The organism is Streptomyces sp. NPDC092370, from assembly GCF_044755265.1.
Taxonomy (GTDB): domain Bacteria; phylum Actinomycetota; class Actinomycetes; order Streptomycetales; family Streptomycetaceae; genus Streptomyces.
The window spans coordinates 61397-88003 of record NZ_JBIVQO010000018.1; the positions used below are offsets into that span (position 1 = coordinate 61397).

Annotated in this window: 23 protein-coding genes and 1 pseudogene; 13 read left to right on the forward strand and 11 right to left on the reverse strand. The window is 72.2% G+C overall.

Translation table 11 applies throughout. The features are described 5' to 3' along the window. Positions 1-38: 38 nt before the first annotated feature. Positions 39-488, reverse strand: coding sequence for an SRPBCC family protein (locus tag ACIQHQ_RS35350; RefSeq protein WP_381036160.1), 450 nt, complete (start codon positions 486-488; stop codon positions 39-41). A 148-nt stretch (positions 489-636) separates the two neighbouring features. On the opposite strand from ACIQHQ_RS35350, the gene ACIQHQ_RS35355 reads away from it, so the two are divergent. From ACIQHQ_RS35355 to ACIQHQ_RS35365, 3 genes are all read left to right on the forward strand, one after another. After that, positions 637-1080: a phage holin family protein gene (locus tag ACIQHQ_RS35355; RefSeq protein ID WP_402620275.1), complete on the forward strand. Its 444-nt coding sequence runs from the start codon at positions 637-639 to the stop codon at positions 1078-1080. Then, positions 1077-1508, forward strand: a complete 432-nt coding sequence (locus tag ACIQHQ_RS35360; protein WP_390988525.1) for a DUF3618 domain-containing protein — start codon at positions 1077-1079, stop codon at positions 1506-1508. Before ACIQHQ_RS35355 ends, ACIQHQ_RS35360 begins: the two co-directional genes overlap by 4 nt. A gap of 70 nt (positions 1509-1578) precedes the next feature. Beyond that, entirely contained in the window at positions 1579-2031 is a 453-nt protein-coding gene (locus ACIQHQ_RS35365) for a flavodoxin family protein (protein WP_402620279.1), read from the forward strand. A 15-nt stretch (positions 2032-2046) separates the two neighbouring features. On the opposite strand, the gene ACIQHQ_RS35370 is transcribed toward ACIQHQ_RS35365, so the two are convergent. Further along, the gene (locus tag ACIQHQ_RS35370) at positions 2047-3228 is read right to left on the reverse strand and encodes a YhjD/YihY/BrkB family envelope integrity protein (RefSeq protein WP_402620281.1); all 1182 of its coding nucleotides are present in this window, start codon (positions 3226-3228) and stop codon (positions 2047-2049) included. Between the two features lie 112 nt (positions 3229-3340). Between ACIQHQ_RS35370 and ACIQHQ_RS35375 the strand changes: the two genes are divergently transcribed. From ACIQHQ_RS35375 to ACIQHQ_RS35390, 4 genes are all read left to right on the forward strand, one after another. Further along, positions 3341-3973, forward strand: a complete 633-nt coding sequence (locus tag ACIQHQ_RS35375) for a GNAT family N-acetyltransferase (RefSeq protein WP_402620284.1) — start codon at positions 3341-3343, stop codon at positions 3971-3973. Positions 3974-4195: 222 nt separating this feature from the next. Then, positions 4196-4876 (forward strand): lytic polysaccharide monooxygenase, encoded by a 681-nt coding sequence (locus tag ACIQHQ_RS35380; RefSeq protein ID WP_402620287.1) that lies wholly within the window; start codon positions 4196-4198, stop codon positions 4874-4876. Between the two features lie 252 nt (positions 4877-5128). Further along, a complete protein-coding gene (locus ACIQHQ_RS35385; protein ID WP_402620290.1) occupies positions 5129-7189 on the forward strand; it encodes a DUF1996 domain-containing protein in 2061 nt (686 codons plus the stop codon). Between the two features lie 176 nt (positions 7190-7365). After that, positions 7366-8130, forward strand: a complete 765-nt coding sequence (locus tag ACIQHQ_RS35390) for a sulfite exporter TauE/SafE family protein (RefSeq protein WP_402620293.1) — start codon at positions 7366-7368, stop codon at positions 8128-8130. Positions 8131-8135: 5 nt separating this feature from the next. Here ACIQHQ_RS35390 and ACIQHQ_RS35395 read toward each other — a convergent pair whose 3' ends face one another. The 3 genes and pseudogenes from ACIQHQ_RS35395 to ACIQHQ_RS35405 form a co-directional block, all read right to left on the reverse strand. Beyond that, positions 8136-10397: an MMPL family transporter gene (locus ACIQHQ_RS35395; protein ID WP_402620295.1), complete on the reverse strand. Its 2262-nt coding sequence runs from the start codon at positions 10395-10397 to the stop codon at positions 8136-8138. A gap of 60 nt (positions 10398-10457) precedes the next feature. Then, entirely contained in the window at positions 10458-11432 is a 975-nt protein-coding gene (locus ACIQHQ_RS35400; protein WP_402620298.1) for a DMT family transporter, read from the reverse strand. Positions 11433-11520: 88 nt separating this feature from the next. Continuing rightward, positions 11521-11652 (reverse strand): annotated as a pseudogene (locus ACIQHQ_RS35405) (chitosanase); the annotation flags it as partial. Between the two features lie 271 nt (positions 11653-11923). Between ACIQHQ_RS35405 and ACIQHQ_RS35410 the strand changes: the two are divergent. After that, a complete protein-coding gene (locus tag ACIQHQ_RS35410) occupies positions 11924-12106 on the forward strand; it encodes a hypothetical protein (protein WP_402620301.1) in 183 nt (60 codons plus the stop codon). A gap of 1219 nt (positions 12107-13325) precedes the next feature. Then, the gene (locus ACIQHQ_RS35415; protein WP_402620304.1) at positions 13326-15458 is read left to right on the forward strand and encodes a SpoIIE family protein phosphatase; all 2133 of its coding nucleotides are present in this window, start codon (positions 13326-13328) and stop codon (positions 15456-15458) included. A 24-nt stretch (positions 15459-15482) separates the two neighbouring features. On the opposite strand, the gene ACIQHQ_RS35420 is transcribed toward ACIQHQ_RS35415, so the two are convergent. Both ACIQHQ_RS35420 and ACIQHQ_RS35425 read right to left on the reverse strand, forming a co-directional pair. Beyond that, positions 15483-16178, reverse strand: coding sequence for a GAF and ANTAR domain-containing protein (locus ACIQHQ_RS35420; RefSeq protein WP_402620307.1), 696 nt, complete (start codon positions 16176-16178; stop codon positions 15483-15485). 113 nt (positions 16179-16291) lie between these two features. Continuing rightward, positions 16292-18865 (reverse strand): SpoIIE family protein phosphatase, encoded by a 2574-nt coding sequence (locus tag ACIQHQ_RS35425; RefSeq protein WP_402620310.1) that lies wholly within the window; start codon positions 18863-18865, stop codon positions 16292-16294. A gap of 148 nt (positions 18866-19013) precedes the next feature. Between ACIQHQ_RS35425 and ACIQHQ_RS35430 the strand changes: the two genes are divergently transcribed. Continuing rightward, complete coding sequence (locus tag ACIQHQ_RS35430) at positions 19014-19601, forward strand: hypothetical protein (protein ID WP_402620313.1); 588 nt, start codon at positions 19014-19016, stop codon at positions 19599-19601. Positions 19602-19675: 74 nt separating this feature from the next. On the opposite strand, the gene ACIQHQ_RS35435 is transcribed toward ACIQHQ_RS35430, so the two are convergent. After that, complete coding sequence (locus ACIQHQ_RS35435) at positions 19676-20779, reverse strand: GNAT family N-acetyltransferase (RefSeq protein ID WP_402620393.1); 1104 nt, start codon at positions 20777-20779, stop codon at positions 19676-19678. A gap of 1238 nt (positions 20780-22017) precedes the next feature. Between ACIQHQ_RS35435 and ACIQHQ_RS35440 the strand changes: the two genes are divergently transcribed. After that, positions 22018-23370 (forward strand): diacylglycerol/lipid kinase family protein, encoded by a 1353-nt coding sequence (locus ACIQHQ_RS35440; RefSeq protein ID WP_402620316.1) that lies wholly within the window; start codon positions 22018-22020, stop codon positions 23368-23370. A gap of 73 nt (positions 23371-23443) precedes the next feature. On the opposite strand, the gene ACIQHQ_RS35445 is transcribed toward ACIQHQ_RS35440, so the two are convergent. Further along, the gene (locus tag ACIQHQ_RS35445; RefSeq protein ID WP_033311730.1) at positions 23444-23770 is read right to left on the reverse strand and encodes an antibiotic biosynthesis monooxygenase; all 327 of its coding nucleotides are present in this window, start codon (positions 23768-23770) and stop codon (positions 23444-23446) included. Between the two features lie 116 nt (positions 23771-23886). Here ACIQHQ_RS35445 and ACIQHQ_RS35450 point away from each other — a divergent pair, with 116 nt between their 5' ends. Beyond that, positions 23887-24837: a DUF1731 domain-containing protein gene (locus tag ACIQHQ_RS35450; protein WP_402620320.1), complete on the forward strand. Its 951-nt coding sequence runs from the start codon at positions 23887-23889 to the stop codon at positions 24835-24837. 7 nt (positions 24838-24844) lie between these two features. Here ACIQHQ_RS35450 and ACIQHQ_RS35455 read toward each other — a convergent pair whose 3' ends face one another. Together ACIQHQ_RS35455 and ACIQHQ_RS35460 are read right to left on the reverse strand one after the other, a co-directional pair. Beyond that, entirely contained in the window at positions 24845-25711 is an 867-nt protein-coding gene (locus ACIQHQ_RS35455) for a hypothetical protein (RefSeq protein WP_402620323.1), read from the reverse strand. A 106-nt stretch (positions 25712-25817) separates the two neighbouring features. Further along, on the reverse strand, positions 25818-25967 hold the full coding sequence (locus tag ACIQHQ_RS35460) for a hypothetical protein (protein ID WP_167345921.1): 150 nt from the start codon (positions 25965-25967) through the stop codon (positions 25818-25820). 138 nt (positions 25968-26105) lie between these two features. Here ACIQHQ_RS35460 and ACIQHQ_RS35465 point away from each other — a divergent pair, with 138 nt between their 5' ends. Beyond that, positions 26106-26534: a hypothetical protein gene (locus ACIQHQ_RS35465; RefSeq protein ID WP_402620326.1), complete on the forward strand. Its 429-nt coding sequence runs from the start codon at positions 26106-26108 to the stop codon at positions 26532-26534. The last annotated feature ends 73 nt before the right edge of the window (positions 26535-26607 follow it).

Genomic DNA, 26607 nt, shown 5'->3' on the forward strand with positions numbered 1-26607 from the left:
GCCACCACGTGCGGTGGTGGCGGCCTCCTCGTGCGGCATCAGACCTCGCCGCGCCAAGCGCCCGTCTCCGCTCCGCGGGCCTCCATGAACTCCTTGAACCGCTTGAGGTCACCGGAGACCTGCCGCTTCACGAATCCGAGCTTGTCGCCCACGGTCTCGGCCACACCACTGGGGTCGAAGTCCATCTGCAGCATGACCTTGGTCGTGTCGTCCTGGATGCGGTGGAAGGTCACCACACCGGCCTGCCGTGCCTCGCCGCCCACGGTGGTCCACGCGACGCGCTCGTCCGGGACCTGCTCGGTGATCTCCGCGTCGAACTCCCGCGCCTGTCCGCCGACCTTCGTCACCCAATGCGTGAGGGTGTCGGTGCGCTGCTCGATGCGCTCCACACCGTCCATGAACTCGGGGAAGGACTCGAACTGCGTCCACTGGTTGTACGCGGTGTGCACCGGCACACGGACCTCGATGGATTCCTCTACCTGCGACAAGGCGAAACCTCCCTTTCTCGTACGTGAGCGACCGACGGGTACCGGATTTCGCGCCGCTCACTCATCGTCAGTAAAAGTTGTCCGACCAGGTGTTCTTTCCGCCCTCGCTGGTACCCGTCCGGGAACTACGGACCGGGAGGTGATCGCCATGACGGACACGCACCGCACGGCCCCCGCCGCTCCCCGCACGGGAAGCGCGCAGGCGGCCGGGGAAGAACCGGTGGGCGAGCTGGTGCAACGGGCCACCGAGCAGCTGACCGACCTCGTGCGCGGCGAAATGCGCCTCGCGCGGGCGGAGATGACCGAGAAGGGCAAACGCTACGGCAAGGGTGGCGGCCTGTTCGGCGGAGCCGGCGTACTCGGTTTCGTCACCCTGCAGGCCCTGGTCGCCACGGTGATCGCCGCCCTGGCCGTACCGCTGCCCGTGTGGGCCGCGGCGCTGATCGTCACGGGCGTCCTGGCTCTCGCCACAGGCCTGACGGCACTGGCCGGACGCAAGCAGGTGCGCAGTGCCGCCCCGCCCGCCCCGCAGCGGACCATCGACAGCGTGAAGGCCGATGTGGCCGAGATCAAGGAGAGTGCACAGCGATGACCCAGCCTCCCCACGACGAGCCGACCGCCCGCAGCCAGGAGGAGTTGCGCGAACAGGTCGAGCACACCCGGCACGAGCTCGGCGACACCGTTCAGGCACTCGCCGACCGTGCCGACGTCAAGACCCGCGCCCGCGAGAAGGCCGTCGCGGTCAAGGAGCAGGCCGGGGCCAAGGCGCAGGAATGGAGCGGGCAGGCCAGGGCCAAGGCCGCGCACGTCGCCCACACGGTGGAGGAGAAGCTGCCCGAGCCGGTGAAGCAGAAGGGCGCCGCCGCCGCTCAGGGCGCCAAGGAGAAGGCCGCGCAGGCCGAGCAGGTCTGGCAGGACAAGGCTCCGCAGCAGGTGCGCGACCACCGGGCCGCCCTGCTGGCGGGCGCCGGTGCCGTCCTGGTGGCCGTCCTGCTGATCCGCCGTCGCGGCAACCGCTGAGCCTCGACACCGACATCCGGCCCCCGTCACCGCTTGCGGTGGCGGGGGCCGGACGGCATGGTCGGGTGCTGTGGCCACCTTGCTGATCGTCCATCACACGCCCTCGCCCCACTGCCAGGCGATGTTCGAAGCCGTCCTGTCCGGTGCGACGGACCCCGAGATCGAGAACGTCAGGGTCGTCCGTGTGCCCGCGCTGTCGGCCACCGCCTCCGACGTCCTTACCGCCGACGGCTTCCTCCTCGGCACCCCGGCGAACCTCGGCTACATGTCCGGGGCCCTCAAGCACTTCTTCGACCAGGTCTATTACCCATGTCTGGACGCCACCCGCGGACGCCCCTTCGGCTACTGGGTGCACGGCGGCAACGACGTCACCGGAGCCGTGCGCGGCATCGAGTCGGTCACGAAGGGCCTCGGCTGGCGCCGCACCGCCGAGGCCGTCACCGTGACCGGCGAGCCGGACAAGGGCGACCTCGGGCGGTGCTGGGAACTGGGCGCGACGGTCGCCGCCGGACTCACGGGCTGAACCGTCCGGCCCCCGTCAGGTCTCTTCCAGCCGGCGCCGGTCCTGCTCGTCCCATGTCCGGGTGTCACGGGGCTGCGTGTAGGGCTCGGCCTCCGGCGGGTGACCACCGGCGATGGCCCGCTGCCGCACCGTCTCCGCGTCGAACTCCAGGCCCAGCAGGATCGCCAGGTTGGTGATCCACAGCCACACCAGGAACACGATGACACCCGCCATCGTGCCGTACGTCTTGTTGTACGAGGCGAAGTTGGCCACGTAGAACGCGAACCCGCCGGACGCGATCATCCAGATCAGCAGGGCCAGCAGACTGCCGGGCGTGATCCAGCGGAAGCCCTTCACCTTGGCGTTCGGGGTCGCCCAGTACAGGATCGCGATCATGGTCGTGACCAGCAGGACCAGGACGGGCCACTTGGCGATCGACCACACCGTCAGGGCGGTGTCGCCGATCCCCAGGGTCGTTCCGGCCTGCTGGGCCAGCCCGCCGGTGAAGACCACGATCAGCGCGCTGATCACGGCCATCACCATCAGCACCACCGTCACAGCCACGCGCACCGGCAGCAGCTTCCAGACCGGCCTGCCCTCGGGCATGTCGTAGACGGCGTTGGCCGAGCGGATGAACGCGGCCACGTAGCCGGAGGCCGACCAGACCGCCAGGACGAGGCCGACGATCGCCATCAGCGAGCCGATGCCGGCGTTGCCCTGCAACTGCTCGACGGCACGGGTGATGATGTCGCGGGCCGAACCGGGGGCCAGCTTCTGGACGTTCTCCAGCACCTTGTCCGTGGTCGACTTCCCGGTGAGGCCCAGCATGGACACCAGTACCAGCAGCGCGGGGAACAGCGCCAGCACGCCGTAATACGTCAGCGCGGCCGCCCGGTCGGTCAGCTCGTCGTCCTTGAACTCCCGCAGGCTTCCTTTCAGTACCGCGCCCCATGACTTCCGGGGAAGGTCCCCCGGCGTGTCGGGCGCCGCACGCTCCACTTCGGGGCTCGGCCCGGGCTCCTCGGACACGGGGGCGGACGTCTCCCGGCGTTCGGTCTCGGCCGTTCCTCGGCGTTCGGTCTCGGCCTCGGCTGGGTCTCGGCGTTCGGCCTCGGCAGGCTCTCGGCCTTCCGCCTCGGGGCCCGGGCGCGGGCTCTCCTGTGGCGGGGCCTCGCCCGCGTGGTGTTCTTTTCGTCCTGGAATATGCAGCTTCACCATGTGAGCCGGGTAACCCCTGGCGGGGCCCTTAAAGCCGTGCTCGTCCAAGCCGGGCTCAAGGTGTGTCACAAGAGGGTTGAGGGAGCGCTCCCACGGCGTGCACGATGCCGTCATGACAACGTCGCCCGTCATCCGGCCGTACCGCCCCGAGGATCGCCCGGCCCTCGACGACATCTGCATCCGCACCGCCCACCACGGCGAGGACAGCCGCCCCCACTACGCGGACCCGGGCATCTTTCCGGCGGCCTTCGCGGCGCCGTACGTCCATCTGGAGCCGGACCTGGCCTTCGTGCTGGACGACGGGCGGGGGCAGGCGGTCGGGTACATCCTCGGCACGGCCGACACACCCCGTTTCGCCGAGGCCTTCCGCACCACGTGGCTGCCCCTGGTGGCCGACCGTTACCCGGATCCGCCCCGGCCGCCGCGCACCCCGGACGAGGTGATGGCGGGCCTGCTGCACGATCCCGAACGGATGGTGCTGCCCGGGCTGGCCGCCCACCCCGCGCATCTGCACATCGACCTGCTGCCCGACCGGCAGGGCCGGGGGCACGGCCGCCGCCTGATGCGGACGTTCCTGCGGGCTCTCCAGGACAGGGGAGTGCCGGCCGTCCATCTGGCCATGTCGACCGCCAACACCCGGGCAAGGGCCTTCTACGACCGCATGGGCTTCGAGGAGATCGGTATCCCCGCGCCGGACGAGGTCTGCTACCTCGGACGCACCACGAAGGAACTGGACCGGCTCTGACGGTCCTCCTCATCGATCGAATCGAACGTATCGAAAGCGTCGAATGCGCCAGGAGGCGGGGAAGTGGCGCAAACGGGTGTTGCCGACCCGTGCCGTCGAGCGCACCCTGTGCGGTGCGGGAGCGCTCCCACGCCTCGCACTCCCCACGTTTCGAAACATGGTCGAAACCGGGAAGAAGCGCGGTCGAAGGTACGAACCCCCCACACCCGAAAGAAGGAGATCATGAATTGTCATGGCCATGATGTGCGCCTCCCCGGGCTCAGGTCCCGTCTGACACTCGCCCTGAGCGCGCTCGTCGCGGCAGTGCTCGGCCTCATCCCCTGGAGCGGCACCGCCGTCGCCCACGGATCGGTCGTGGACCCGGCCTCCCGCAACTACGGTTGCTGGCTGCGGTGGGGGAGCGACTTCCAGAACCCCGAGATGGCCCGTCTCGACCCCATGTGCTGGCAGGCGTGGCAGGCCAATCCCAATGCCATGTGGAACTGGAACGGCCTGTACCGCAACGGCTCCGGCGGGAACTTCCAGGCCGTCGTCCCCAACGGCCAGCTGTGCAGCGGCGGCCGGACCGAGGGGGGCCGGTACAACTCCCTCGACGCCGTCGGCGCCTGGAAGACCACGGACATCACCGGCAACTTCACGGTGAAGCTGTACGACCAGGCCAGTCATGGCGCCGACTACTTCCTGGTGTACGTCACGCGGCAGGGATTCGACCCCACCACGCGCCCGCTGACCTGGGACGACCTCCAGCTCGTCAAGCGCACCGGCAGGTACGCGCCCAGCCAGAACTACGAGATTCCGGTGAGTACTTCGGGGCTGAGCGGCCGCCACGTCGTGTACACGATCTGGCAGGCCTCGCACCTGGACCAGACCTACTTCCTGTGCAGTGACGTGAACTTCCGCTGACTGCGCCTCCCCGCCGGACGGTGCGTCCGGCGGGGCTCGGGCCGGGCCGTGCTCCAGGAGAGTTCTCCGAAAGTTTTCGGGGGTGAGTGAACACACCGGTGTTCCCGTACGTATGGGGCGAGGGGATTTTCATGCCCGGTACGCCACAAGCGCAGGAGAGCACCCTTGGGACGCAACACGCGAAGACGCCCTACCGGCCCACGACGCGCGAGCTTCGCCGCATTCGCACTGATCCTGGGCGGAGGCGGCCTGATGGCCGCGAACGTCTACGCCTCGGCCACGGACGGGGGTTCGGGCGGCGACTCCGCCCAGACGCGGTCCGGCACGGGGGTTCGGACCGCGGGCGCCACGATCGACTGCCCGGACGTCGGCAGCAAGCTGACCTCGGTCCCCGAACCGGCCCGAGGGGAGGTCGACAAGGAACTCGCCCTCCTGGACGAGCAGATCGCCAAGGCCTATCAGCGGCTGAGTGAATCGGCGCAGCAGGTGCAGCAGGATCCCGGTTTCGCCGACAACGCGGTCGTGAACCCGCTGAAGGAGAAGCGGGCCGCGACCCTGGAGCGCATCGCGATCGCCATCGACCGGGTAGGGGACCGCCCCGAGGGGCTGGAGGCCCTCGCCGCCTGCACCGTGGAGGACGGCAACCAGGCTCCCGCGCAGGGCGAAGGCGAGGACGGCGCCGGAGCCGGGCAGCCCGGCCAGGGCGGGACCGGTCCGGAGCAGGGGAGCGGCCAAGGCCAGGGCGCCAACGGCGGGCAGGCGGGCAACGGCCCCGTCGCCGCCGACTTCGCGGACATCAAGAGCGTCCAGCCCAACGTGAACAACCCCGACCCGCAGGGCGACGCGTCCCGAGGCTCCTTCGCCACCAGCTGCGGCGTGAACGAGAACGGCCTGTTCAACTCCGACAACATCATCGCCGCCCCGGGCGTGACCAACGGCGCCCACCACTTCCACGACTACGTCGGAAACCAGTCCAACAACGCCTTCGCCAGCGACCAGGACCTCGCCAAGGCGGAGACCAGCTGTGCCGACCAGGGCGACAAGTCGTCCTACTACTGGCCCGTCGTGCGTCTGCAGAACGGCGCCCGGGAGCAGGACGCCGACAAGCCCGGCGGCGGTATCGAGGGCAACGCCGGCGAGATCGTCACGCCGAAGCAGGTCACGCTGACGTTCGTCGGCAACCCGCGCGAGAAGGTCACGGCCATGCCGCGGCTGCTGCGCATCATCACCGGCGACGCCAAGTCGTTCGTCAACGGCCCCGCCAACGCCAACGCCTCCTGGAGCTGCACGGGCTTCGAGGACCGGCAGCTGAAGGACAAGTACCCGCTGTGCCCCCAGGGCAGCGACGTCGTACGGACCTTCAAGTTCCAGAGCTGCTGGGACGGGCGCAACATCGACAGCGCCAACCACCGCACCCACGTGGCGTTCGCGGACGCCGCCGGCAACTGCCCGTCCGGCTTCCGCCCCATCCCGCAGCTGGTCCAGCGCATCGTCTACGACATCGACGCGCCGAGCCTGCAGGACGGCGGCCGTACGACACCGCTGTTCGCGGTCGACTCCTTCCCGGAGCAGCTGCACAAGCCGGTCACGGACCACGGCGACTTCATCAACATCTTCGACGAGGATCTGATGGGGGAGATGGTCGACTGCATCAACGACGGCCGTACGTGCGGAGCCGGAGCGGACGACGGGCAGAACCCGGAGCCGACCGAGGCCCCGCAGGAGGAGCCGACCAAGGCGCCCGAGGCCCCGCAGGAGGAGCCGACCAAGGCGCCCGAGGCCCCGCAGGAGGAGCCGACCAAGGCGCCCGAGGCCCCGCAGGAGGAGCCGACGAAGACGCCCGAGGCCCCGCAGGAGCAGCCCACCCGCACGCCCGGTGCCCCGCAGGGCGGGAACGACGCCGGCAAGCCCGGTGACAAGGGCGACGGCGTTGACGACGGCAAGGGTGAGGCTTCGAAGCCCCCGGCGGACGAGCCGGCACCCGAACCGGAGTCCAAAGACGCGTCCACGGCCCCCGGCCGGGCCGAGCCCGAGGTGAAGGCGACCTCCACGGCCGGTGGCGGCAACGCCGCCGAGCAGGGCGGCGGTTCGAAAGACGCCTCCGATGAGGAATCGGACGGACTCGGCGACTCCCAGGCCGTCGGCACGGCGACCAGTGCCGCTCCGACCCCGTCGGCTCCCTCGCAGACGGAGCCGCAGGCGGTCGGCGGGGGCGGCCTGGCGGAAACCGGCGCCCAGCTGTGGCCGGCCGCGGCGGGCGCAGTCCTGGTCATCGCGGGCTTCGTGGTCCTGCGCCGGGTGCGGCGCGGCTAGGAGTCACGCCCGGGCACAGACCCACGAACGGCGGCGGGATCCCACCGGATCACGCCGCCGTTCCGTGCGCCCGGCCGAGGCCGCGGCCGGCATCCTGCGACGACCGCCGAAAGAGGCACCCTCTACCGTGACCGCATGAACCTCACGCGGAACGGCGCACGCGACGGAGTGACCACGTGACACCGTGGGAGATGGCCGCCGTGCTCGCCGCCGGAACCGGCGCGGGGGCCGTCAACGCCGTCGTCGGCTCGGGAACGCTGATCACCTTCCCGGTCCTGCTGGCCGCCGGACTGCCTCCGGTCACCGCCACGGTGTCCAACGGGCTGGGCCTGGTCCCCGGCTCCATCACCGCGGCCGTGGGCTACCGCGAGGAACTGCGCGGCCAGGGCAGGCGCGTCCTCCTGCTGGGCACCGGAGCCGTGCTGGGCGGCCTCGCCGGAGCCGTGCTGCTGCTGACCCTGCCCGCGTCGGCGTTCGAGCGGATCGTGCCGGTCCTGGTGGGCCTCGCCCTCGTCCTGGTCGCCTGCCAGCCCTGGATCGCGAAGCGAGTGCGCCGCCGACGCGAGTCGGGCAGGCCCGTCCGCCGTGACGGCGGCCCCCTGCTCTTCACCGGCCTGACTCTCGCCAGCGTCTACGGCGGCTACTTCTCCGCCGCGCAGGGCGTCATCTACGTCTCCCTGATGGGGATGCTGCTCGACGAGACGCTGCAGCGGCTCAACGCCGTCAAGAACGTGCTGGCGGCCGTCGTCAACACCGTCGCCGCCCTGTTGTTCGTCTTCTTCGCCGACTTCGACTGGACGGCGGTCGTGCTCATCGCCGCCGGCTCCGCGCTGGGCGGCCTGGTCGGAGCCAGAACGGGCCGCCGCTTCAGCCCCGCCGTCCTGCGCACCCTGATCGTCTCGGTCGGCACCGTCGCTCTCGTCCACCTGATCCTGCACTGACGCTCCTAGGGCGCCGGACGCGCGTCCGCCCGCGTCGCCCCCTCGGCGTCGATGTGCGGCAGCACCCGGTCCAGCCATCGCGGCGTCCACCAGGCGTGACGTCCGAGCAGCGTCATCACGGCTGGCACCATGAGCAGCCGTACGACGGTCGCGTCGATGAGCACGCTGACGGCCAGCCCCAGCCCGAGCATCTTCACCACGATGTTGTCGCTGACGATGAACGCCGCGAACACGCTCACCATGATCAGCGCGGCACAGGTGATGACGCGGGCCGTGATCTCCAGGGCGTGGGCCACGGAGGCCTTCGCGTCCCCGGTGCGCTGCCACGCCTCGTGGACACGGGAGAGCAGGAAGATCTCGTAGTCCATGCTGAGGCCGAAGATGATGGCGAACATCATCATCGGCACGTAGCTCTCGATGGGAACCGTGCCGTTGACGCCGAGTGCGGGACCGCCCCAGCCCCACTGGAACACGGCCACGACCACGCCGTACGAGGCGGCGATCGACAGGACGTTCAGGACGGCCGCCTTGACGGCGACGAGCAGTCCCCGGAACACGGCCAGGATGATCAGGAAGGCCAGTGCGACCACGACGAGGATGATCAGGGGCAGCCGGGAGGCGACGATGTCGCGGAAGTCGACCTGGGCCGCCGTCGTACCGGTGACATAGCCCTTGGCATCCGTGCCCTTGACCGCGTCCGGCAGCGTGTCGTCGACCAGCCGGTTGGACAGGTCGGTGGTGGTGGCGCTCTGCGGCGACCGGGTCGAGTAGACGGTGCCGATGAGGACATCGCCGTCCTGCGTGGGCACCAGAGGGGTGACGACGGCGGCGCCCTGGACCGAGCCGAGGGTTTGCTGGGCCTTCGAGGCCAGACCGGAACGCTGCGAGGAGGGCACGTTCGTCTGGTCGATGACGACGGTGAGGGGGCCGTTGGAACCCGGCCCGAACGCGTCGGTCATCAGGTCGTAGGCCCGCCGGTCGGTGAACGAGGTCGGGTCGGCGCCGTCGCCGATGTGGCCGAGCTGGATGGAGAACACGGGGATCGCGAGCACCACGACCGCGGCGACACCCGCCGTCAGGAACCACAGGGGCCTGCGCTCCACCCGCTGCGCGTACCGGTGCCAGGTACCTTGTGCTGCCTCGCCCTCGTCGGTGCCGGTCTCGGCGACGGGACGGCGCACCGTGAAGCGGTCGATGTGCCGCCCGAGGAGACCGAGCAGCGCGGGCACGAGGGTGAGCGCGCCGACGACGGCCGAGACCACGGTGACGGCGGCGGCGAGCCCGAGCAGGGCGATGAAGGAGACCCCGGACGCGGACAGGCCCGCGAGCGCGATGATCACCGTGCAGCCGGAGACGAGGACGGCGTGGCCGCTGGTGCCGGCGGCCTGGCCGGCGGCGCGCACGGGGTCCATGCCGTCGATGAGGTTCTGCCGGTGACGGGTGATCAGGAACAGGGCGTAGTCGATGCCGACCCCGAGCCCGATCATCGTGGCGAGGGTGGGTGAGACCGTCGCGAAGGTGAACGCGACGGCCAGCAGCCCGAGGAGGGCGAGACCGCCCACGACGCTGATCAGCGCGGTGAGCAGGGGGACACCGGCGGCGATGACGCTCCCGAACCCGACCAGCAGCACCACGACGGCCACGCCGAAACCGATCAGTTCGCTGATCCGGTCGTCGGCGTCCGGCCGGGCGAGTTCGCCGAGCGGTCCGCCGTACTCGACTTCCGCTCCGGCCGACCGCAGTGGCTGCACGGCGTCGTCGACCCCGTTCAGGTAGCCGTCGCCGAGTGTCGAGGGCTGCTGGTCGAAGCGGACGGTGATGTAGGCCGTCTTCTTGTCGTCCGACAGCGGTCCGACGTTCTGCTGCTGTGACTGCCCCGAGGCCGACCCCTGCGTGGTCAGGGGGTTCTGCGCCGACAGGACGTGTGGCAGCTTCTCCAGGTCGGCGACCGTGGTGGACATCTGGGAGCTCAGTGCGGTCAGGGCCTGCCGGTCGTCGTGCAGCACGATCTGGCTGCTGTAGCCCCCGGCCTGCGGATCGTGCCGCTTCAGCACGTCCAGCCCCTTCTGCGACTGGGCCTGGGGAAGGGAGAAGTTGTCGGAGTACGTACCGCCGGCGACGTGGTTGACGACCTGAAGAGCCACCAGCGCCACGAGCCAGGCACCGATGACGATCCCGAAGTGACGGGCGCACCACTCGCCCAGCCGCCGCAGCACACTCTCGCGCGCGGCCTTCCGGGCCCCTTCACCGGTGCGGGTGTGCGGCATGGGCGTCGTCTCCTGGGTCGGACCGGGGCGTTCGGTGCCGTCCATTAGATGCGCGCGGGATCACTCCGGCGTTTCAGGCACGCGGACTGCCCGGGACTTCAGGCGGCCGTTCGCCCGAAAGGCCCGACTCCGTGACCGGCGCTCGCGCCCCACCCGTCGCAGCGCTCCCGACCCGAGCGCCACCCCGAGCGCCACCCCGAGCCCCACCAGCGCGCTGCCCGCCACCTGCGCCGGACCGTAGGAGCCCGTGCCGACGAGCGGTGCGGTGCCGGCCGCCGCGACCGGGATGAGCCCGGAGAACAGGGTGGCGTGTTCCGCGCCGATCCGCTGCACACCCATGTACCAGCACACGAAGCCGACCACGGTGACCACCACCGCCTGCCACAGCAGCGCGGCCGTCTCGACGCCGTCCGGCCGTCGCAGCCAGGAGCCCTCGTCGACCCACAGCCCGATCGCCGCCGACTCCACCGCGGCGAGCGCGCACACCGTGGCGGACAGCAGCCGGGGACCGAGCGGCCGCAGCAGGGGTACGGCGAGCACGGCGAACCCGACCTCCCCCGCAAGGGCGCACACGGAGAAGGCGATGCCCACGCCGTCCGTGCGCCCCCACCCCTGGACCGTGAAGGCGCCGACGGCCACGAGCGACGCCCCGTACAGCACCGTCCGCCTGGGCCTGCGCCCGTCCAGGAGGGGCACGAGCACGGCGACGGCCACCGGCGCGCAGCCCACGAAGACGCCGGGAACCGCCGGTTCCGCCGTGCGTTCCGCGGCGATGACGGCCAGGTTGAAACCGACCATGCCGACCGCCGCGAGCAGGGCGAGACGCCCCCACCGTCGCGGTGTGAGTGCGCGCAGCCGGTCGGCGGCGCCCTTCCCCGCCGCCGGGACCAGCAGCAGGCAGGCCAGCCCGTAGCGCAGGAACTGGCCGCCCGCGTACGGGTAGTCGCCCAGCACGCTGTTGGCGGTGAAGGATCCTCCGACGAGGACGCAGGCGAGCGCGGCGAGCAGGGCACCGCGCGTGGTCGTGGCGTTCATGCGGATGACGCTAGGCAGCCGGGCGGCCCGGGAAGGAGTCCACTCGCGTGCCTGCTCGATGGACCACTTCCCGCCCGGGCCGTGGTCGTCAGCCGATGTGGTGGCTGTCGCCGTAGACCTTCCAGTCCAGTGGCGGGTTCAGGTCGGGGTTGCGCTGGCGCAGGAACACGCGCTGTGCCGTGTCGACCCGGGTCGTGTCGCTGTGTGCCTCCTCCTGCTTTCCGCCTGGGTCGGCGCCACCGGGAACAGTCCACGCGCTTCGTCCTGAGCGCCCCCGCCGTCTCGACCGTCATCCCCGGCAGGCGCAGCGTCCGCAACGTCGAGCGCAACACCGCCCTGAGCGACGGCCGGCCACCCTCGCCCGGCACCGGTGGCAGCGCGACTTCCACGGCTGAGCGCCGCCACGGGAACCACGAACCGCTCCCGCACGTCAACTCTTTGCCCAGCAAGGGCCCAACGGTCGATCCGACCAGCCGGAGAGGGGAACCGCCGTGGACGAGGCGACGTCGCAGCAGGGGAGCGAGGCGGAGACAGCCGCCCGCCGGAACCGTTTCGGGACACTCCCGGAACCGGTGCGCGTGGAGGACATGGTCGAGGAGCGGGCGGCCAGCGTGCTCGACCCGGCGCGCACCGCGTACAACCAGGACGAATGGCTCGTGCGCTACTGCCTGTGAGCCGCCCGCCCGACAGGCCCTGAGAGCCGCGCTGCTCGTCCAGGCCGTGCAGCCACCGCACGACGTCGTCGGCGTCCCGGGCGCGGGCGATGTCGAGCGGGGCCCTGCCGTCGTAGCCGCGGCAGTGGGGGTCGGCGCCGCGTTCGTGGAGGTACCGCGCGGTGGGCGGGTGCCCGCCGTGGCAGGCGCCCAGGAACGCGCCGGTGATCTCCTCCGCCGAGGGCGGCTCGTCCGCCCCGGCGCACGCCCGCACCCGGTCCAGCAGGCCGAGCGTGGCGACGGCCTGGAGGGTGACGTGGGTGCCATGCTCGACGAGCCGGCGCGCGGCGCGCCACCGGCCGAACTCCCGGCGTCGGCGAGCGGGGTGCAACCGCCGATCACCGCCCCGGGCGCGTCGATGCGGGCCCCGGCCGCGATGAGCGCGTCCGGACGGCGCATCGTCGTTGCGGGCGGCCCAGTGCAGCGGCGTCTCCGCGTGCGCTCCGCCGAAGCGGACGCCGGGGTCGGCCCCGGCGGCGACCAGGATCGCGATCACTCCGGGACCGCGGGGGAAGTGACCGGGCCGGTCGGTCGCGATGCGCAGCGGACTGCGCGTGCCCGTGCCCCTGCCGTCCCCACCGTGCTCGGTGACGCGTGCGGCGGCGAGACCGGGGTGGTCGGCGAGCAGCCGCCTCAGCCCGGGCAGATCCCCCGTCCGGATCGCCTCCGTGACGGCCCCGGCCGACGGGTCCTGCGATGTCGGCGTCAGCATGTCGGCCTCCCGATGCCGTCCAGACCCCGCTGTGGGCCCCGCCGTCGCCGCGCCCCCGGCCCCGGCCGCACCGCCGGAAGGGGTGCCCCAGACGTCGTTGGACATGCGGAAGCGCCAGGGCCGCCAGCCAGCGGCCTGCATTCTCGGCGGGCGTTCGTCCGCACAGCCGCTCGGGCGAATCGGACGGGTTACCGTCCCTCGGCTTGCACCGTCCGCACAGCCGCTCGGGTGAATCGGACGGGTTACCGTCCCTCGGTTTGCACCGTCCTCACAGCCGCTCGGGTGAATCGGACGGAGCACCGTCCCCGGCTTGCACCGCCCGCACAGCCGCTCGGGCGAAACGCCGGACCACCGTCCCCGGCAGCGCCCCCGGCCTGTACATCTCGGTGTCGAAGGCGGGCGTCCGTGCCGACGACATGCCCGCAGGCCTCGCCAGGCGTAGCGTCCGGGTAGGAGCGGGAGGACACCATGCCCGGGAGCGACGAACAAGCCGGAGGCGCCGGATCGCTGGACGACGCACTGGGAGCGGCCCTGGCCGACACCGTGCGCGGTACCGGCGCCTCGATCGGCGGCCTCTACCTGATCGAGGAGGCGGAGCCGGTGCTGCGCCTGGTGGCCCAGTGCGGTCTGCCGGCGGCCTTCACCGTCCCGTGGCAGCGACTGCCCCTGACCGCACCCGTCCCGGTCACCGACGCCATCCATGACGACACCCTGGTCAGCGTCACCGGACAGGACGAGATGGCCCGCCGCTACCCCAGGGCCGCCGCCGTCCTGCCCTACCCGTTCGCCCTGGCCGCCGTCCCGCTGACCGGCGTACGGCGTTCCTGGGGCGGCCTCGTGCTGATGTGGCCCGCCGGGCGGCCCCGAAGGATCACACCCCGCGAACACGGGCACCTCACCTCCAGCGCCCGCCGCATCGCCCGCCTGCTGGACGACGCCACCCGGGCGCCGCACCTGCCCGACGTGCCGCGCGTCGTCCCCGTCGACGCCTCACGCCACCCGGCGCAGACCGGCCTGGCCGCCGCCGACTACCTCGAACGCCTCCCCGAAGGCGCCCTGGCCCTCGACCTGGAGGGCCGCGTCACCTTCGTCACCGCCACCGCGGCCCGCCTGCTCGGCCGCGGTGCCGACCGGCTCCTCGGAACCCGGCCCTGGCACTCCCTGCCCTGGCTCGACGACCCCGTCTACGAGGACCACTACCGCACCGCGCTCGTCAGCCGCGCCCCCGTGTCCTTCACCGCGCTGCGACCACCGGACCAGCCGCTGACCTTCCAGCTCTATCCCGACACCAGCGGCATCAGTGTGCGGGTGAGCGCGAGCGCCCGGCAGACCGAGGACCCGCCGCCCGCCCCGGCGCGCCCGGCCGTCGCGGCACCGACGGGACGCCTCTACCAACTCGTGCACCTCGCGGCCGCCCTCACCGAGACGGTGACCGTGAGCGACCTCGTCGCGCTGATCGCCCACCAGATTCTGCCCGCCTTCGGCGCCCAGGGCCTCGTCCTGTCCGGCGTCGAGGCCGGCCGGCTGAAGATCACCGGCCACCACGGCTACCCGGACGACGTCATGGAGCGGCTCGACGCCCTGGCCCTGGACACCGACCTCACCCCCGCCGGCCGGGTCCTCGCCGACGGCGCCCCGGCCTTCTTCGCCCACCCCGCCGAACTGGCCGCCAGCTACCCCAGAGCACCCCAGATCAGCGGCAAGGAGGCCTGGGCGTTCCTCCCCCTGATCATCTCCGGCCGGCCGGTCGGCTGCTGCATCCTGTCCTACGCCCGGCCGCACACCTTCACCGCCGACGAACGCGCCGTCCTCACCTCGCTGTCCGGCCTCATCGCCCAGGCCCTCGACCGCGCCCGCCTCTACGACACCAAACACCGGCTCGTGCACGAACTGCAGCGCGCCCTGCTGCCCCGGGCCCTGCCCCGCCTGCCCGGCCTCGACATCGCCGCCCGCTACCTGCCCGCCGGCCACGGCACCGAGGTCGGCGGGGACTTCTTCGACGTCCTGCGCCTGAACGACACGACCGCGGCCGCCGTCATCGGTGACGTGGAAGGCCACAGCATCGCCGCCGCCGCCCTGATGGGCCAGGTCCGTACCGCCATCCACGCCCACGCCACCGTCGGCGCCGCACCCGGCGAGGTCCTCGCCCGCACCAACCGGCTCCTGGCCGACCTGGACTCGGAACTGCTCGTCTCCTGCCTCTACGTCCACCTCGACCTGGCGGGCCGGCAGGCCTCCTTCGCCAGCGCGGGGCACGTGCCGCCGCTGCTGCGCCACGCCCGGCACCCGGCCGGCGTCCTCGACGTCGAGCCCGGCCCCCTCCTGGGCATCGACACCGGCGCCCACTACCCGGTCACGACCGTACCGCTGCTGCCCGGCACCACCCTCGCCCTCTACACCGACGGCCTGGTCGAACTCCCCGGCACCGACGCCACCCGCACCACGGCCGACCTCGCCGGGCACCTGGACGGCGCCGACGGCCACGATCTGGAACGGCTCATCGACCGGCTCGTCCGCCACACCACACCCACCGGACGGCACACCGACGACATCGCCGTACTCCTCATGCGCGTCTCCCGCCTCCGGGGCGGAGCGGTGTGAGGCCGGCCGTCCCGATCCGGCCCGTCAGGCCGGATCGGGAGGATGGCCGGCCCGGACCCGCCGCGCAACGTCGCGCAACTTGAGGTTGTGGTTCTGGGAGATGCGCCGCAGCACGCCGAAGGCCTCGTCCTCGCCCAGCTGATGCCGCTCCATCAGGATCCCCATGGCCTCTCCTATGGCGTGCCGGGTCTCCATGGCGTTCTCGAGCTGGTCGACGGTGCGGGCCGTGGCCAATGCCACCGCGGCGTGTGAGGCCAGCAGCCACCCCGCTGCCTCGGTGTCCTTGCCGAACGCCCCCGGGCGGTAGGAGTAGAGGTTCAGCGCGCCGAAGTCCTGCCGGTCGGTGTACAGCAGGACACCGGTCATACTGCCGATACCGAGTTCGCGGGCCGCCTGGCTGTACCGCGGCCAGGACGGCTGCGGCAGGGTCATGTCGGCGATACGGAACAGCCGCTCGCCGTCCACGCGGCGCGCGGCGTCGAAGCACGGCCCCTCGCCCAGCTCGCCCTGGAGCCGGTCCGACTCCTCGACCACGTCACCGCACACCGCCAGCGTCACGGACCGGCCCTTCGAAACGGTCAGGATCCCCGCCGCGTCGCACCCCTCGACCAGCTTCACCGCCGCTGCCACGATCGTGTCCAGCGTCGCCTGAACTGAATCCGCCGCGACCAGATCACGGGCGAGCAGCGCCATCTGCTCGGCGTACCGCTGCCAGTCCACCGTCACCACCGCCTTGCTCGCCGGTCCCGCCCACGCTACTCCGCACACCTTTCGCGCGGCTGTTCACCCGCTGCCGGGCGTCCGGGCAGCATGCCCGGCACAGAGCGCCGCAATCACCGGTACGCCGTGAGCAGCAGCGCCACGTCGTCCGGCCGCTCCCGGGCCTGCCGGGCGGTCCCCACCAGCCGGTCGGCGAGATGTTCCACCGAGTCCGCCGGGGTCTCGGACAGACGCCGGCGGACCGCGTCGATGCCCGTCTCGATGTCGCTGCCGGGCCGCTCCACCAGCCCGTCGGTGTACAGGGCGAGAACGCTGCCGGGGGCGAGCGTGAGCGCGGTGACGGGATAGACCGAGTCGGGCTGCACGCCCAGCATGACGCCGCCCACGAGGTCCAGCGTCTCGGCCCGCCCGTCGGGATGACGCAGCAGCGGCGGGGGATGGCCGGCCCGCACGGCGAGAGCGCGCCCGGTGGCCGGGTCGAGTTCGATGTAGCAGCAGGTGGCGAAGACGTCCGACTCCAGCTCGGTCAGCAGCCGGTTGGTGTGCGTGATGACCTCCTGCGGCGGGCGCTCGCTCGCGGCGAAGGCGTGCACGGCGCTGCGCAACTGTCCCATCACCGCGGCGGCCCCCACGCTGTGGCCCTCGACGTCCCCGATGACCAGCGCCACTCCACGCCCGGTGGTGATCACGTCGTACCAGTCGCCGCCGATCGCCATGCCCTGCGTGCCGGGCAGATAGCGGCCGGTGGTGCGCAGTCCCTCGACGGCGGGCAGCCGGTGCGGCAGCAGCCCCTCCTGGAGGCCGCGGGCGACGGCGGACTCCGAGTCGTAGAGCCGCGCCCGCTCCATCGCCTGGGCGGCCAGGCCGCTGAGCGCGGTGAGGGCCGATCGCTCGTCGGGGGTGAACCGGTGCGGGGTGTCCCAGCCGAGAATGCACGAGCCGACCGAATGCCCGGAGGCGATCAGCGGCAGGAACGACCAGGCGTTCATCCGGTCCAGGACGATGCCCGGATAGGCGAGGGAGAGGTCTTCGGGCGACTCGAAGAACAGGGGGAGCCGCGTGGTCAGCGCGTGGACGCCGGGCAGTTGCGTGTCGAGGGTGACCCCTTCGAACGGGGTGAGGAACCCCTCCGGGTAACCCGACTCCCACAGCAGGTACATCCGGCCCTCGCGGACGGTGTACAGGGCCAGCTCCCGGGCACCGAAGGCGGGCAGCAGCTGCTCCGATACCGCCCGGCAGACGTCCTGCACGGTGACCGCCTCGGTGAGCACGCTCGCCATCTGCACCACGTGGTACAGCGCCCCGGCACGCGCGGCGGCGACCGGCCCCGGCGGCGGGGCGACGGCGCTGATGCCGGGGCCGGCGCCGGAAGCGGCTTCCGCTCCCGCTCCCGCTTCGGCCCCCGTGGGCGGTCCGGTCGGAAAGACCCGGCCGGTCAGCCCGTGCACGTCCGGATACAGCACGAAGCTCAGCCAGTTCCCCTCGGGATGCCGCACGAGGAAGGACACCTGCTCCTGCGACAGCATCGCCGCCCGGTAGCGGTCCTCGTAGGCGGGATCGCGGAGCCAGGTGACCACCTCCCACGGGTAACGCCCGAAGAGCTCTTCCCGGCCTGATCCCAGCAGTTCCTCGCAGCGGCGGTTGGCGTACGTCAGGCGGCCGTCCTGGTCCAGGGAGAACAGCCCGTCGGGCAGCCGCTCGGCCGCCTCGGCCGCGGTGACGCCGCCGGCCGCGTCGACGAGGGCGCCCACCAGGATCCGCCCGGAGCCGGCGCCGCCGTGCACGAGGTGGCCCCACAGCTCGACCGGCCGGTAGCTGATCTTCTCCTCGCCCCGGGACTCGTCCCGCAGCCGGAAGTGCCGGGACCTGACCCGGCCGCCGGCCAGCGCGTCGTGCCGGCTCTCCCGCAGTTCGTGCAGGTCGTCGGGGCTGACCCGGGCCTCGATGTCCGCGATGGTGCCGCCGTAGTCCACCCGGTCGACGCCCAGCAGTTCGAGGGCCTCGTCGTCCGCCGTGCACCGGTCGCTGTCCAGGTCCCAGTCGATGAGCCCGACCCTGACCGGACGGGCGGCGGAGGTGGGCAGCCGCACGCTGACCGGGTCGTCGTCGTACTCGACCCGGTACCCGGCCGAGCCCGAGCCGGACCGCCTCGCGGCGAGACGGTCGAGGCGCTCCTCCATGGCCCGCTCGGCGGGTCGCAGCGCGAGATCCACCGCCTCCGCGTCGACCGGCGTCCGGGCCGCAGAGCGCAGCACGACGAGGACGCCCACGGTCTCGCCGCCGGCCCGCACGGGCTGGTAGGCGGAGCCGAAGGAGTAGGGCAGCCCGGCGGTGAAGTGCGGGAAGCGCACCATGCTGGCCCGCTCGTCCGGCAGCCACAGCGTCTCGTCGCGCCGGTAGGCCTCCGCCATGGGCAGGGCACCGCCCACCGGCACCCGCCACCAGCTCCTGAGCAGTGACCGGGGCACGCCGGTGACCATCGCGAGGACCAGCGAGCGCCGGTCGCGGGAGCGCAGGTAGACCAGTCCGCCGTAGCCGTCGAGGTCCCGCACGGCCGCGACCAGCGGGGTCGTCAGGGCATCCTCGAGCCGGCCCGTGTCCCCGTTCGGGACCCGGCCGCCAGCCCCGTCCCGGCTCCGGCCACCGGCCGGCCGTGGCCTGTCCGGTACGGCGGCTGCCTCATCCATGTCGCGTCCTCCCGGTACGGACGCACCGGACACCAATCGCTTCCCACCAGGATGTGCCATCACCGGCGGTCCGGCACGGTAAGTGCAACCTTTCGGTCGGCCCGGTCGTCTCACCCGGCATCAGCCACATGCAAGCCTGGGGGCGGCAATGGTAAGAATCAGAACAGCATGCGCGACTCTCGCACTCGTGGGCGCCACGGTGGCCGTGGCGACCGTTCCGGCCGGCGCCGCACCGGCCGCCGCCCAGCGGTCCACCGCACAGGCCACGTGCCCGACCGGCTGGGGAAGCCTCGCCAAGACCGACGCCGGCGCCACGCTCGCATCGGTGACGAACATCAGGACCGGCCGCCACACCTGCTTCGACCGGATGGTCATCGACGTGCCCGGCGGCGGCAGCGGCGTCGGCTACACCGTCCAGTACGTCGACCGGCTCTATCAGGACGGCTCGGGCCGGCACATCCCGGTGGCCGGCGGCGCCGTCCTCGAGGTGCGTGTGGCCGCTCCCGCGTACGACCCGGAGACCGGCGCGGCCACGTATCCCGCTCGTCCGGCGCGTCCGTTGCCGGGCGTCGACCTCACCGGCTACCGCACCTTCCGGGACACCCGGTTCGCGGGCAGCTTCGAGGGGGACACCCAGATCGGCCTGGGCGTCCGCGCCCGGCTGCCCTTCCGGGTGCAGCAGCTGGACGACCGCGTCATCGTGGACGTCGCCCACAGCTGGACCGCCACGGGATGACCCCGCGGTGCCCGGCCCCCAGGGGCCGGGCACCCGGGTCTCGATCAGCCGGCCCGGAGCCTGGCGGCCCGGCCTCAGCCGCCCCGCAACCGGCTCAGTTCCTCAAGGGTCCGTGCCGCCGCACCGGCCAGGCGGGGCCGGTCGCGGACGAAGCGACGGGCGGCCCGTGCGGGCTCCCGGCCCAGCCAGTGGGCGGCCCCGCCCGGCACCGGCCGTATCACCGCCCCTTCGTACACCCGCAGGTCACGGGTCTTGAGTGAATTTTTGTAGCGGGCCGAACCGCTCCCCAGGTCCACCGTCTCGACCCCGTCGGCCGCCGCGGCCTCCAGCATCCTCAGCTGCAGCACGAGGCCGGGCGAGTACTTGCCGTACGCGCGGTCGTACGCCGGGAACCACCAGGACAGCACCGAGCGCGAGCGCAGCCCGAAGTGCGCTGCCACGGGCCGGTCCCCGGCGTACAGCACGGACAGCACCCCCCGGCACTCAGCGTCCTCGCTCGCCCCGAGCAGTCCCACCAGCCGGGTGATCCACTCCTGCGCGAACCGGTCCCTGCGGCCGGTCCGCCGGTACTGCGCCGACTTCCACCGCATCAGCGTCCGCAGCGCCCCGGGATCCGCGGTGTCGTACGCGAACCGCACCGTCCCGACCTGCCGCGCCAGCTTGCGCTCCTTCGCCAGCGTCTGTCTGAGGAACCCCGGCGACTTCGCCCGTAGCCGCTCCGCGTACGCCTCGAACCCCCTGCCGATGTCGACGACCGGTGACGCAAGCTCCTCGGCCGCGTGCGGCACGAACGTCCCCTGACCGGCCTCCAAATTGTCGAACTCCCAGGACGACAGCCCGCAGACCCGTAACAACCGGCGAGCGTCCAGCCGGATCCCGGGACGCAGCACGGCCCCCTGGCTGTCGGACACCCCCAGCCCGATGGCCCGGCCCCGCCCCAACATCCCCGCCTCGTACGGGAAGAACCCCACCGGGGAACCGTTGTCCTGCAACACCGCCACCCTGGCGCCCGGCCTGACCCGCCCCACCGCCACGGTGAACCCCGGGTCGAGAAAGGGATTGGCCGGGGCGCCGGACTCCGTCCGGATCTCGCGCCACATCTTCTGGTCGTTCGGACTCAGTTCGTCCGGCCTCAGGACGAGAACGCGCTTACCAGGCAACTCCGCCTCCTGTGTCATGGGCGTGGGACACACGAAGACCTGCGCATCACCGCGTACCGGCACCAGGCAGTACTCGGGCCGCACGGCGCAGGCCCAGGTCGGTACTGCCGTCACTCAGCAGCGAAACGTCTGCAACCGGGCGGCGCTCGGGGCGGATCCGGCCGCTCCGGTACACGAGCCCGTTCGCGCCGCGTGGACGTCCGTACCGCCCCGGTCCACCGCGGCCGCCCCGGTCACCACCGGGCCCGCACCGGCCGCTCCCGCGACCCGCGGTGTCCGCGCCGCGAGCTGCCGCCCGGACGGTTCGTCCTCACGGGGACACGGTTCTTCGGCCTCGCCGGGTCCTTCGGCCGCTCTGAATTCCTCGGCTCCGCCACGCGAAGCCGCGCCCGGCTCCATCGCGCCCGGCTCCCACGCATCCGCGGCGACCGTGATGGTTGCGCGCCCCTCGGCCGCGAGCCCCGAAACAGCGAGATGCAGCAGCAACAGGCAGGCCACCAGACCCGCCGCCGCCCATCGTCGCCGCACCATCAGACCCCTGACCTGCGCCTCGGCGGGGGAGTACGGAAGCATCGAGCCCCAGGGCCGGCACCGGGCCGGGCCCCCGCCCCGGCCGACTGCGCCTTCCAGTAGGCCGACCCCCGTCCCGCCCCGTCAAGCCCGGCGAGCTGATTCGCCCCACTCGACCGGTTCCCACCGGAAAGCCAACGGAAAGCGCTACCGGGAAAACGAGCTGCTCGCGGTGGCGTCCTGACCGGTTCAGGTCGCGCCGCCCAAGCTCAGCCACCTCACCGGCCTGGGGCACCGCACGTCGAGCGGTTCGTCGAAGCCGCTGAACGACATCGTGGTGTGCTCCCCGCCGTTCTCGGGGCGGCGGCGGCGACCGACATCGTCACCTCGACCGTCGGTTGATCCGCGTACCGTGCACCCGTCCGCTGCATCGTGTACCGGCCCTCCTCGTCGGACTGGGACTCGGGCCGCAGAGTTGCGTCATAAGACTCACCAGGTCACGGGCGGGAAGCGGAAAGGGGAATGCGTGTGCGTGCCGATATGCACCGGTGCGCGGAACCGCGCCCGGAGAGCCGCGTACGCTACCCATGGCTCCGTCTCCAGGGATCTTCGCGGCTGACGTGCCCGGCGGAGGGGGAGCCATCCATGGACGGCAGTGGCAGAGCCGAGGCGTCGGCAGGCACCATGGTCACGGCCGGCGCGGTCTCGAGAGTCCGCCCGCGCCTGCCTTCGAGTGGAGGGACGAGATGGGATCGGCGATGAACGAGCGGTTTCACCGCCGGCAGAGATGGGCCGCCAGGGGTGCCCTGGCCGCGGCTGCTCTCGCGGCCCTGCTGCCCCTCGTCTCCGGTGGTCTGCGAGGGCTGCTGCTGCTCGTGACGGCCCTCGCGGGCCTCGCCCTGACCGCGGCCGCGCTGTGGTGGGTCCTGTCCCGGCGGGGAGCGGCCCGCGTCGCCGCGGCCGCGCTGGTCGTCGTCGCGCCCGTCGGCCTCATCACTCTCTTCGCCACCGCCAATCTCCTGTGGGTGGTCTTCCTCTCCCTGCTCCTGTGGTGCGGGGCGGTCTGGAGCGGCCGCTACGCCCTGCGCAGCACGGGCCTGCGGTCCGTACGGGTCAAGGAGTACCGCACACCGCCGCCGCTGCGGCCCTTCCTGCTGCTCAACCCGCGTTCCGGTGGCGGCAAGGTGGAGAAGTTCAACCTGCGGGAGAAGGCCGAGTCGCTGGGCGCCCAGGTCGTCCTGCTCGACCCGGACCAGCACCAGGACGTCACGGCCCTGGCCAAGGCCGCCGTGGCCGACGGAGCCGACCTGCTGGGCGTAGCGGGCGGCGACGGCACCCAGGCCCTGGTGGCCGCCGTCGCCGCGGAGCACGGCCTGCCGTTCCTCGTCATCGCCGCCGGCACCCGCAACCACTTCGCCATGGACTTGGGCCTGGACCGGGACGACCCCGCCACCTGCCTCGACGCCCTGACCGACGGTGTCGAACTCCGGGTCGACCTCGGGTTCGCCGACCACCATCCGTTCGTCAACAACGCGTCGTTCGGCGTGTACGGGGCGGTCGTCCAGAGCCCCGGCTATCGGGAGGACAAGGTGGGCGCGGCTCTGGAGCGTCTGCCCGACCTGCTCACCCGGCAGAGCGGTCCGCGCCTGACGGCCACCGCCGACGGCACCACCGTCGCCGACCCGCAGGCGATCCTGGTGAGCAACAACGCGTACCGCATGGACGACCCCTTCGGTTTCGGCCGGCGTGAGCGGCTCAACTCCGGGCGCCTGGGGGTGCTGGCCGTACGCGTGGACAGCGCCGTGGAAGCGGCCGAACTCCTGCTGTCGCCGCGCCCGGAAGGGCTCACCGTGCTCACCGCGCAGCACGTCGTCGTCGACGCCGACGAACCGCAACTGGAGGTCGGGCTCGACGGTGAGGCGCTCACGATGTCCGCCCCCGTCCACTGCCGCATCGCACGCCGCGCCCTGCGCGTCCGGGTGCCCCGCAACCGCCCGGGAGTCCCCGAGGCGCCCCCGCGGCTCGACTGGCGCCGGTTGCGCAAGCTGGCCGCCGCGGTCGGCCGCACCGCCGCACCCACACGCTCCCGCCGCATCTGAGCGCCGGTCACGAGACCACGCACGAGGTCCCCCATGCGTCACGGCATGGGGGACCTCGTGCGTGCGCCGCCGGTCAGGCCTCCTTGGGTCCGGCCTGCTGCACCACCTCGAAGGACCACAGCGTCGAGCCGCTCGCCGCGGGCTTCGGCCGCTCGCCGCCCTCGCCGCCGCCCTGGTGCGCGGTCTTCATCGGCCCCTCCATCCAGGCCTGGAACGACTCCTCGTCGCGCCACCGCGTGTAGACGAGGTAGGTGTCGGTGCCCTCCACCGGGCGCAGGAGCTCGAACCACTCGAATCCGTCGGAGTTCTCCACGGCGTGCGCCCGGGAGGCGAAGCGCTTCTCCAGCGTCTCCCGCTGCTCGGCCGGCACGGTCAGCACGTTGATCTTGACTACGCTCATGGGCCCATCTTGCCCCACGGCGCATCCGCGCAGGGTCGTGCCCTACACCCCCAGGAGTTTTGAACGCGTTCAAATGTGAGCTAGGGTCGCTGCGACACGTCGAGGGGGAGACCTTCATGAAGTTCGTGATACCCGGCGGGACCGGACAGGTCGGTGCGATCCTGAAGCGCGCCCTGGACGCGGCGGGGCATGACGTCGTGGTGCTCAGCAGGCACCCCGCCGGACCGGACGAAGTCCACTGGGACGGCGCGAGCCTCGGGCCGTGGGCGGCGGAGATCGACGGCAGCGATGTCGTGGTCAACCTGGCCGGCCGGAGCGTGAACTGCCGCTACACGCCCGCCAACCTGCGGGAGATGATGGACTCACGGGTCCACTCCGCCCGGGTCGTGGGCGAGGCCATCGCCGCGGCCGCCCGGCCGCCCGCGGTCTGGCTGCAGATGAGTACCGCGACCGTCTACGCCCACCGTTTCGACGCACCCCACGACGAGACCGGCGGCGTGATCGGCGGCGCCGAACCCGGCGTGCCCAGCTACTGGGGATACAGCGTCGACATCGCCAAGGCCTGGGAGCGCGAGCAGCAGAGCGCCGACACCCCGCACACCCGCAAGGTGGCCCTGCGCGCCGCCATGGTGATGAGCCCGGATCGAGGCGGCGTCTTCGACGTCCTGTCGAGGCTGGCCCGGTTCGGGCTCGGCGGCCCCGTCGCCGGTGGCGGCCAGTACGTGTCCTGGATCCACGACCGGGACTTCGCCCGGGCGATCGAGTTCCTCGTGGCCCGGGACGACATCGAGGGCCCGGTCAACCTCGCTGCTCCCGGGCCCCTGCCGCAACGCGCCTTCATGCGTGCTCTGCGTACCGCGTGGGGCGTCCCGGTGGGCCTGCCCGCGACGCGCTGGATGGCGGAGATCGGCGCCTTCGTCCTGCGTTCGGACACCGAACTGCTGCTGAAGAGCCGCCGCGTCGTCCCCGGCCGCCTGCTCGAAGCGGGCTTCGCCTTCGACCATCCGGCATGGCCGACGGCCGCGGAGGACCTCGTGGGACGCCTCCGCGGCCGGACGGCGGGGTGACCCCGGGTCAGCTCTGCCGCTCGCCCTGCTCCAAGGCCTTGCCGGTCATGTCGGTGACCTGCCCGGCCGGGGGCGCGTCCGCCTCCACCTCGGTGCCGAAGTCGGTGAAGTCCATGACCGTGCGCACCGTGATCTTCTCGGGCGCGGGCGAGGTGTCGGTGGAGGACCGCTGCGTCCCCGCCGGAGCCTTGACGGTCATGTCGATCTGCTGGCGGCGCATCCGGCCCTCGTCGTCCAGCCAGACGTCCATCGGCAGGGTCGGACCGACCTGCTTGCGCAGGGTGTCGCCGTTGGGCAGTTCGGCGACGTCGACCAAGACGCGGTAGTGCGTGGTCTTCACGCCGTCGATCGTGGCCGTGCCCTTCGCGGTCACGTCCTTGTCGGTGATCGCCTTGGCGTACGCGGCGGACTGCGCCGGGTCACTCATGGACTGGTCGCCCGCGCCCTGCCGGGCGGCGACCTTCCCGAGGTCGATCTTGATCCAGGGCTTGCCGCCGGGAGCCCGCCCCTTGGGCATCCTCTGGTAGAGGACCTGGTCGATCACCCGTTGCTCGATCTGCTGCCCCTGCACCGTGAGCGTCATGACGCTGTCGCCGTCGTCCAGGTCGACCGCGCCCTGCCCGTTCGCGGTCTGCGAGGTGCCCTGCGCGGAGGTCCGCACCTTCAGCTTCACCTTGGCGGTGTCCTCCTCGGCCGTCCTGTCGTAGGCCGACCGCACCGCCTGTGTGCCCTGCTCCCGGGCGCCGGCGCTGGTCTTCGCCGACGATCCCCGCGCGTCGCCGCCGGAGTCGCCGCAGCCGACCAGCACCGTCCCCGCCAGGACTCCGGCGACACCTAAGGCACAGACCCGCGTGCCGTTACCTGCCCTGCCCATCGGACCATCCCCTCTCAGGTGTGTGCTGCGACGCAAGTGCCCCAGCCGGACATGAACACACCTGTGCGCCCAAGGAGTTGGATACCGGGAGGAACCGGCGGTCCGGTCAGTGTCCGCGGCCCCTGAGTTTGCCGAGCAGACGCTGGGCCTGGGCCCGCTTGCGGGGGTCGGCCGCTGCCCGCCGTGCCTGCTCCGCTGCCCGCCGTCCCTGGGGGCTCTTGGCGAACTCCTTGATGCGATTCAGCATTCCGGCCATGACACACCTTCCTTCCTGATCCGACGTCGGTTGCCTGTCACTCGTCTACCCCTCGGGTGAGGGGTACAGGCACCCTCCTGCCCGGACGGTCCGCGACCGAACGTGTTTGCCGCCGGAGTCAGAGGCAAGTCGGTGTCCATGACTGAAGAGAACAAGCGCACGAATCAGAAGCCGGCCACCGTACGGACCGCCGAGTCCAAGACCCGCCGCACGGCGGAAAAGACCACCGCGTCGGCCTCCCAGGCGGCGAAGGGCGCGGCGGACAAGGCCGGTGAGGCGGCGTCAGCGGGCAAGTCCGGCGCGGAGCGCTCCGCCGAGACGGCGAAGTCGGCCGCACAGACCGCGGCCAAGGGCGTCGAGGCGGGCCGCCAGGCGGTCGTCACGGCCTCGGGCCATGTCGCCTCCACGGCGAAGACGGCCTGGACGGTCATCGCCCATCGCAAGGTCGTGGCGGCGGGCGTCGGAGCGGGGCTGACCGCGCTGAGCGCGGCGTCCTACGCCGTCGGACGCCGCGCCGAACGCGGCGCGCACGGCCCCCTCACCCGGCTCACCGGCGGACGCATCTGAGGACGGACGGCGCGATGGATGCGCCGGCACGAGGGAAGCAGGCGGCGCGACGGACCACCGGCTCTTCCGGTGG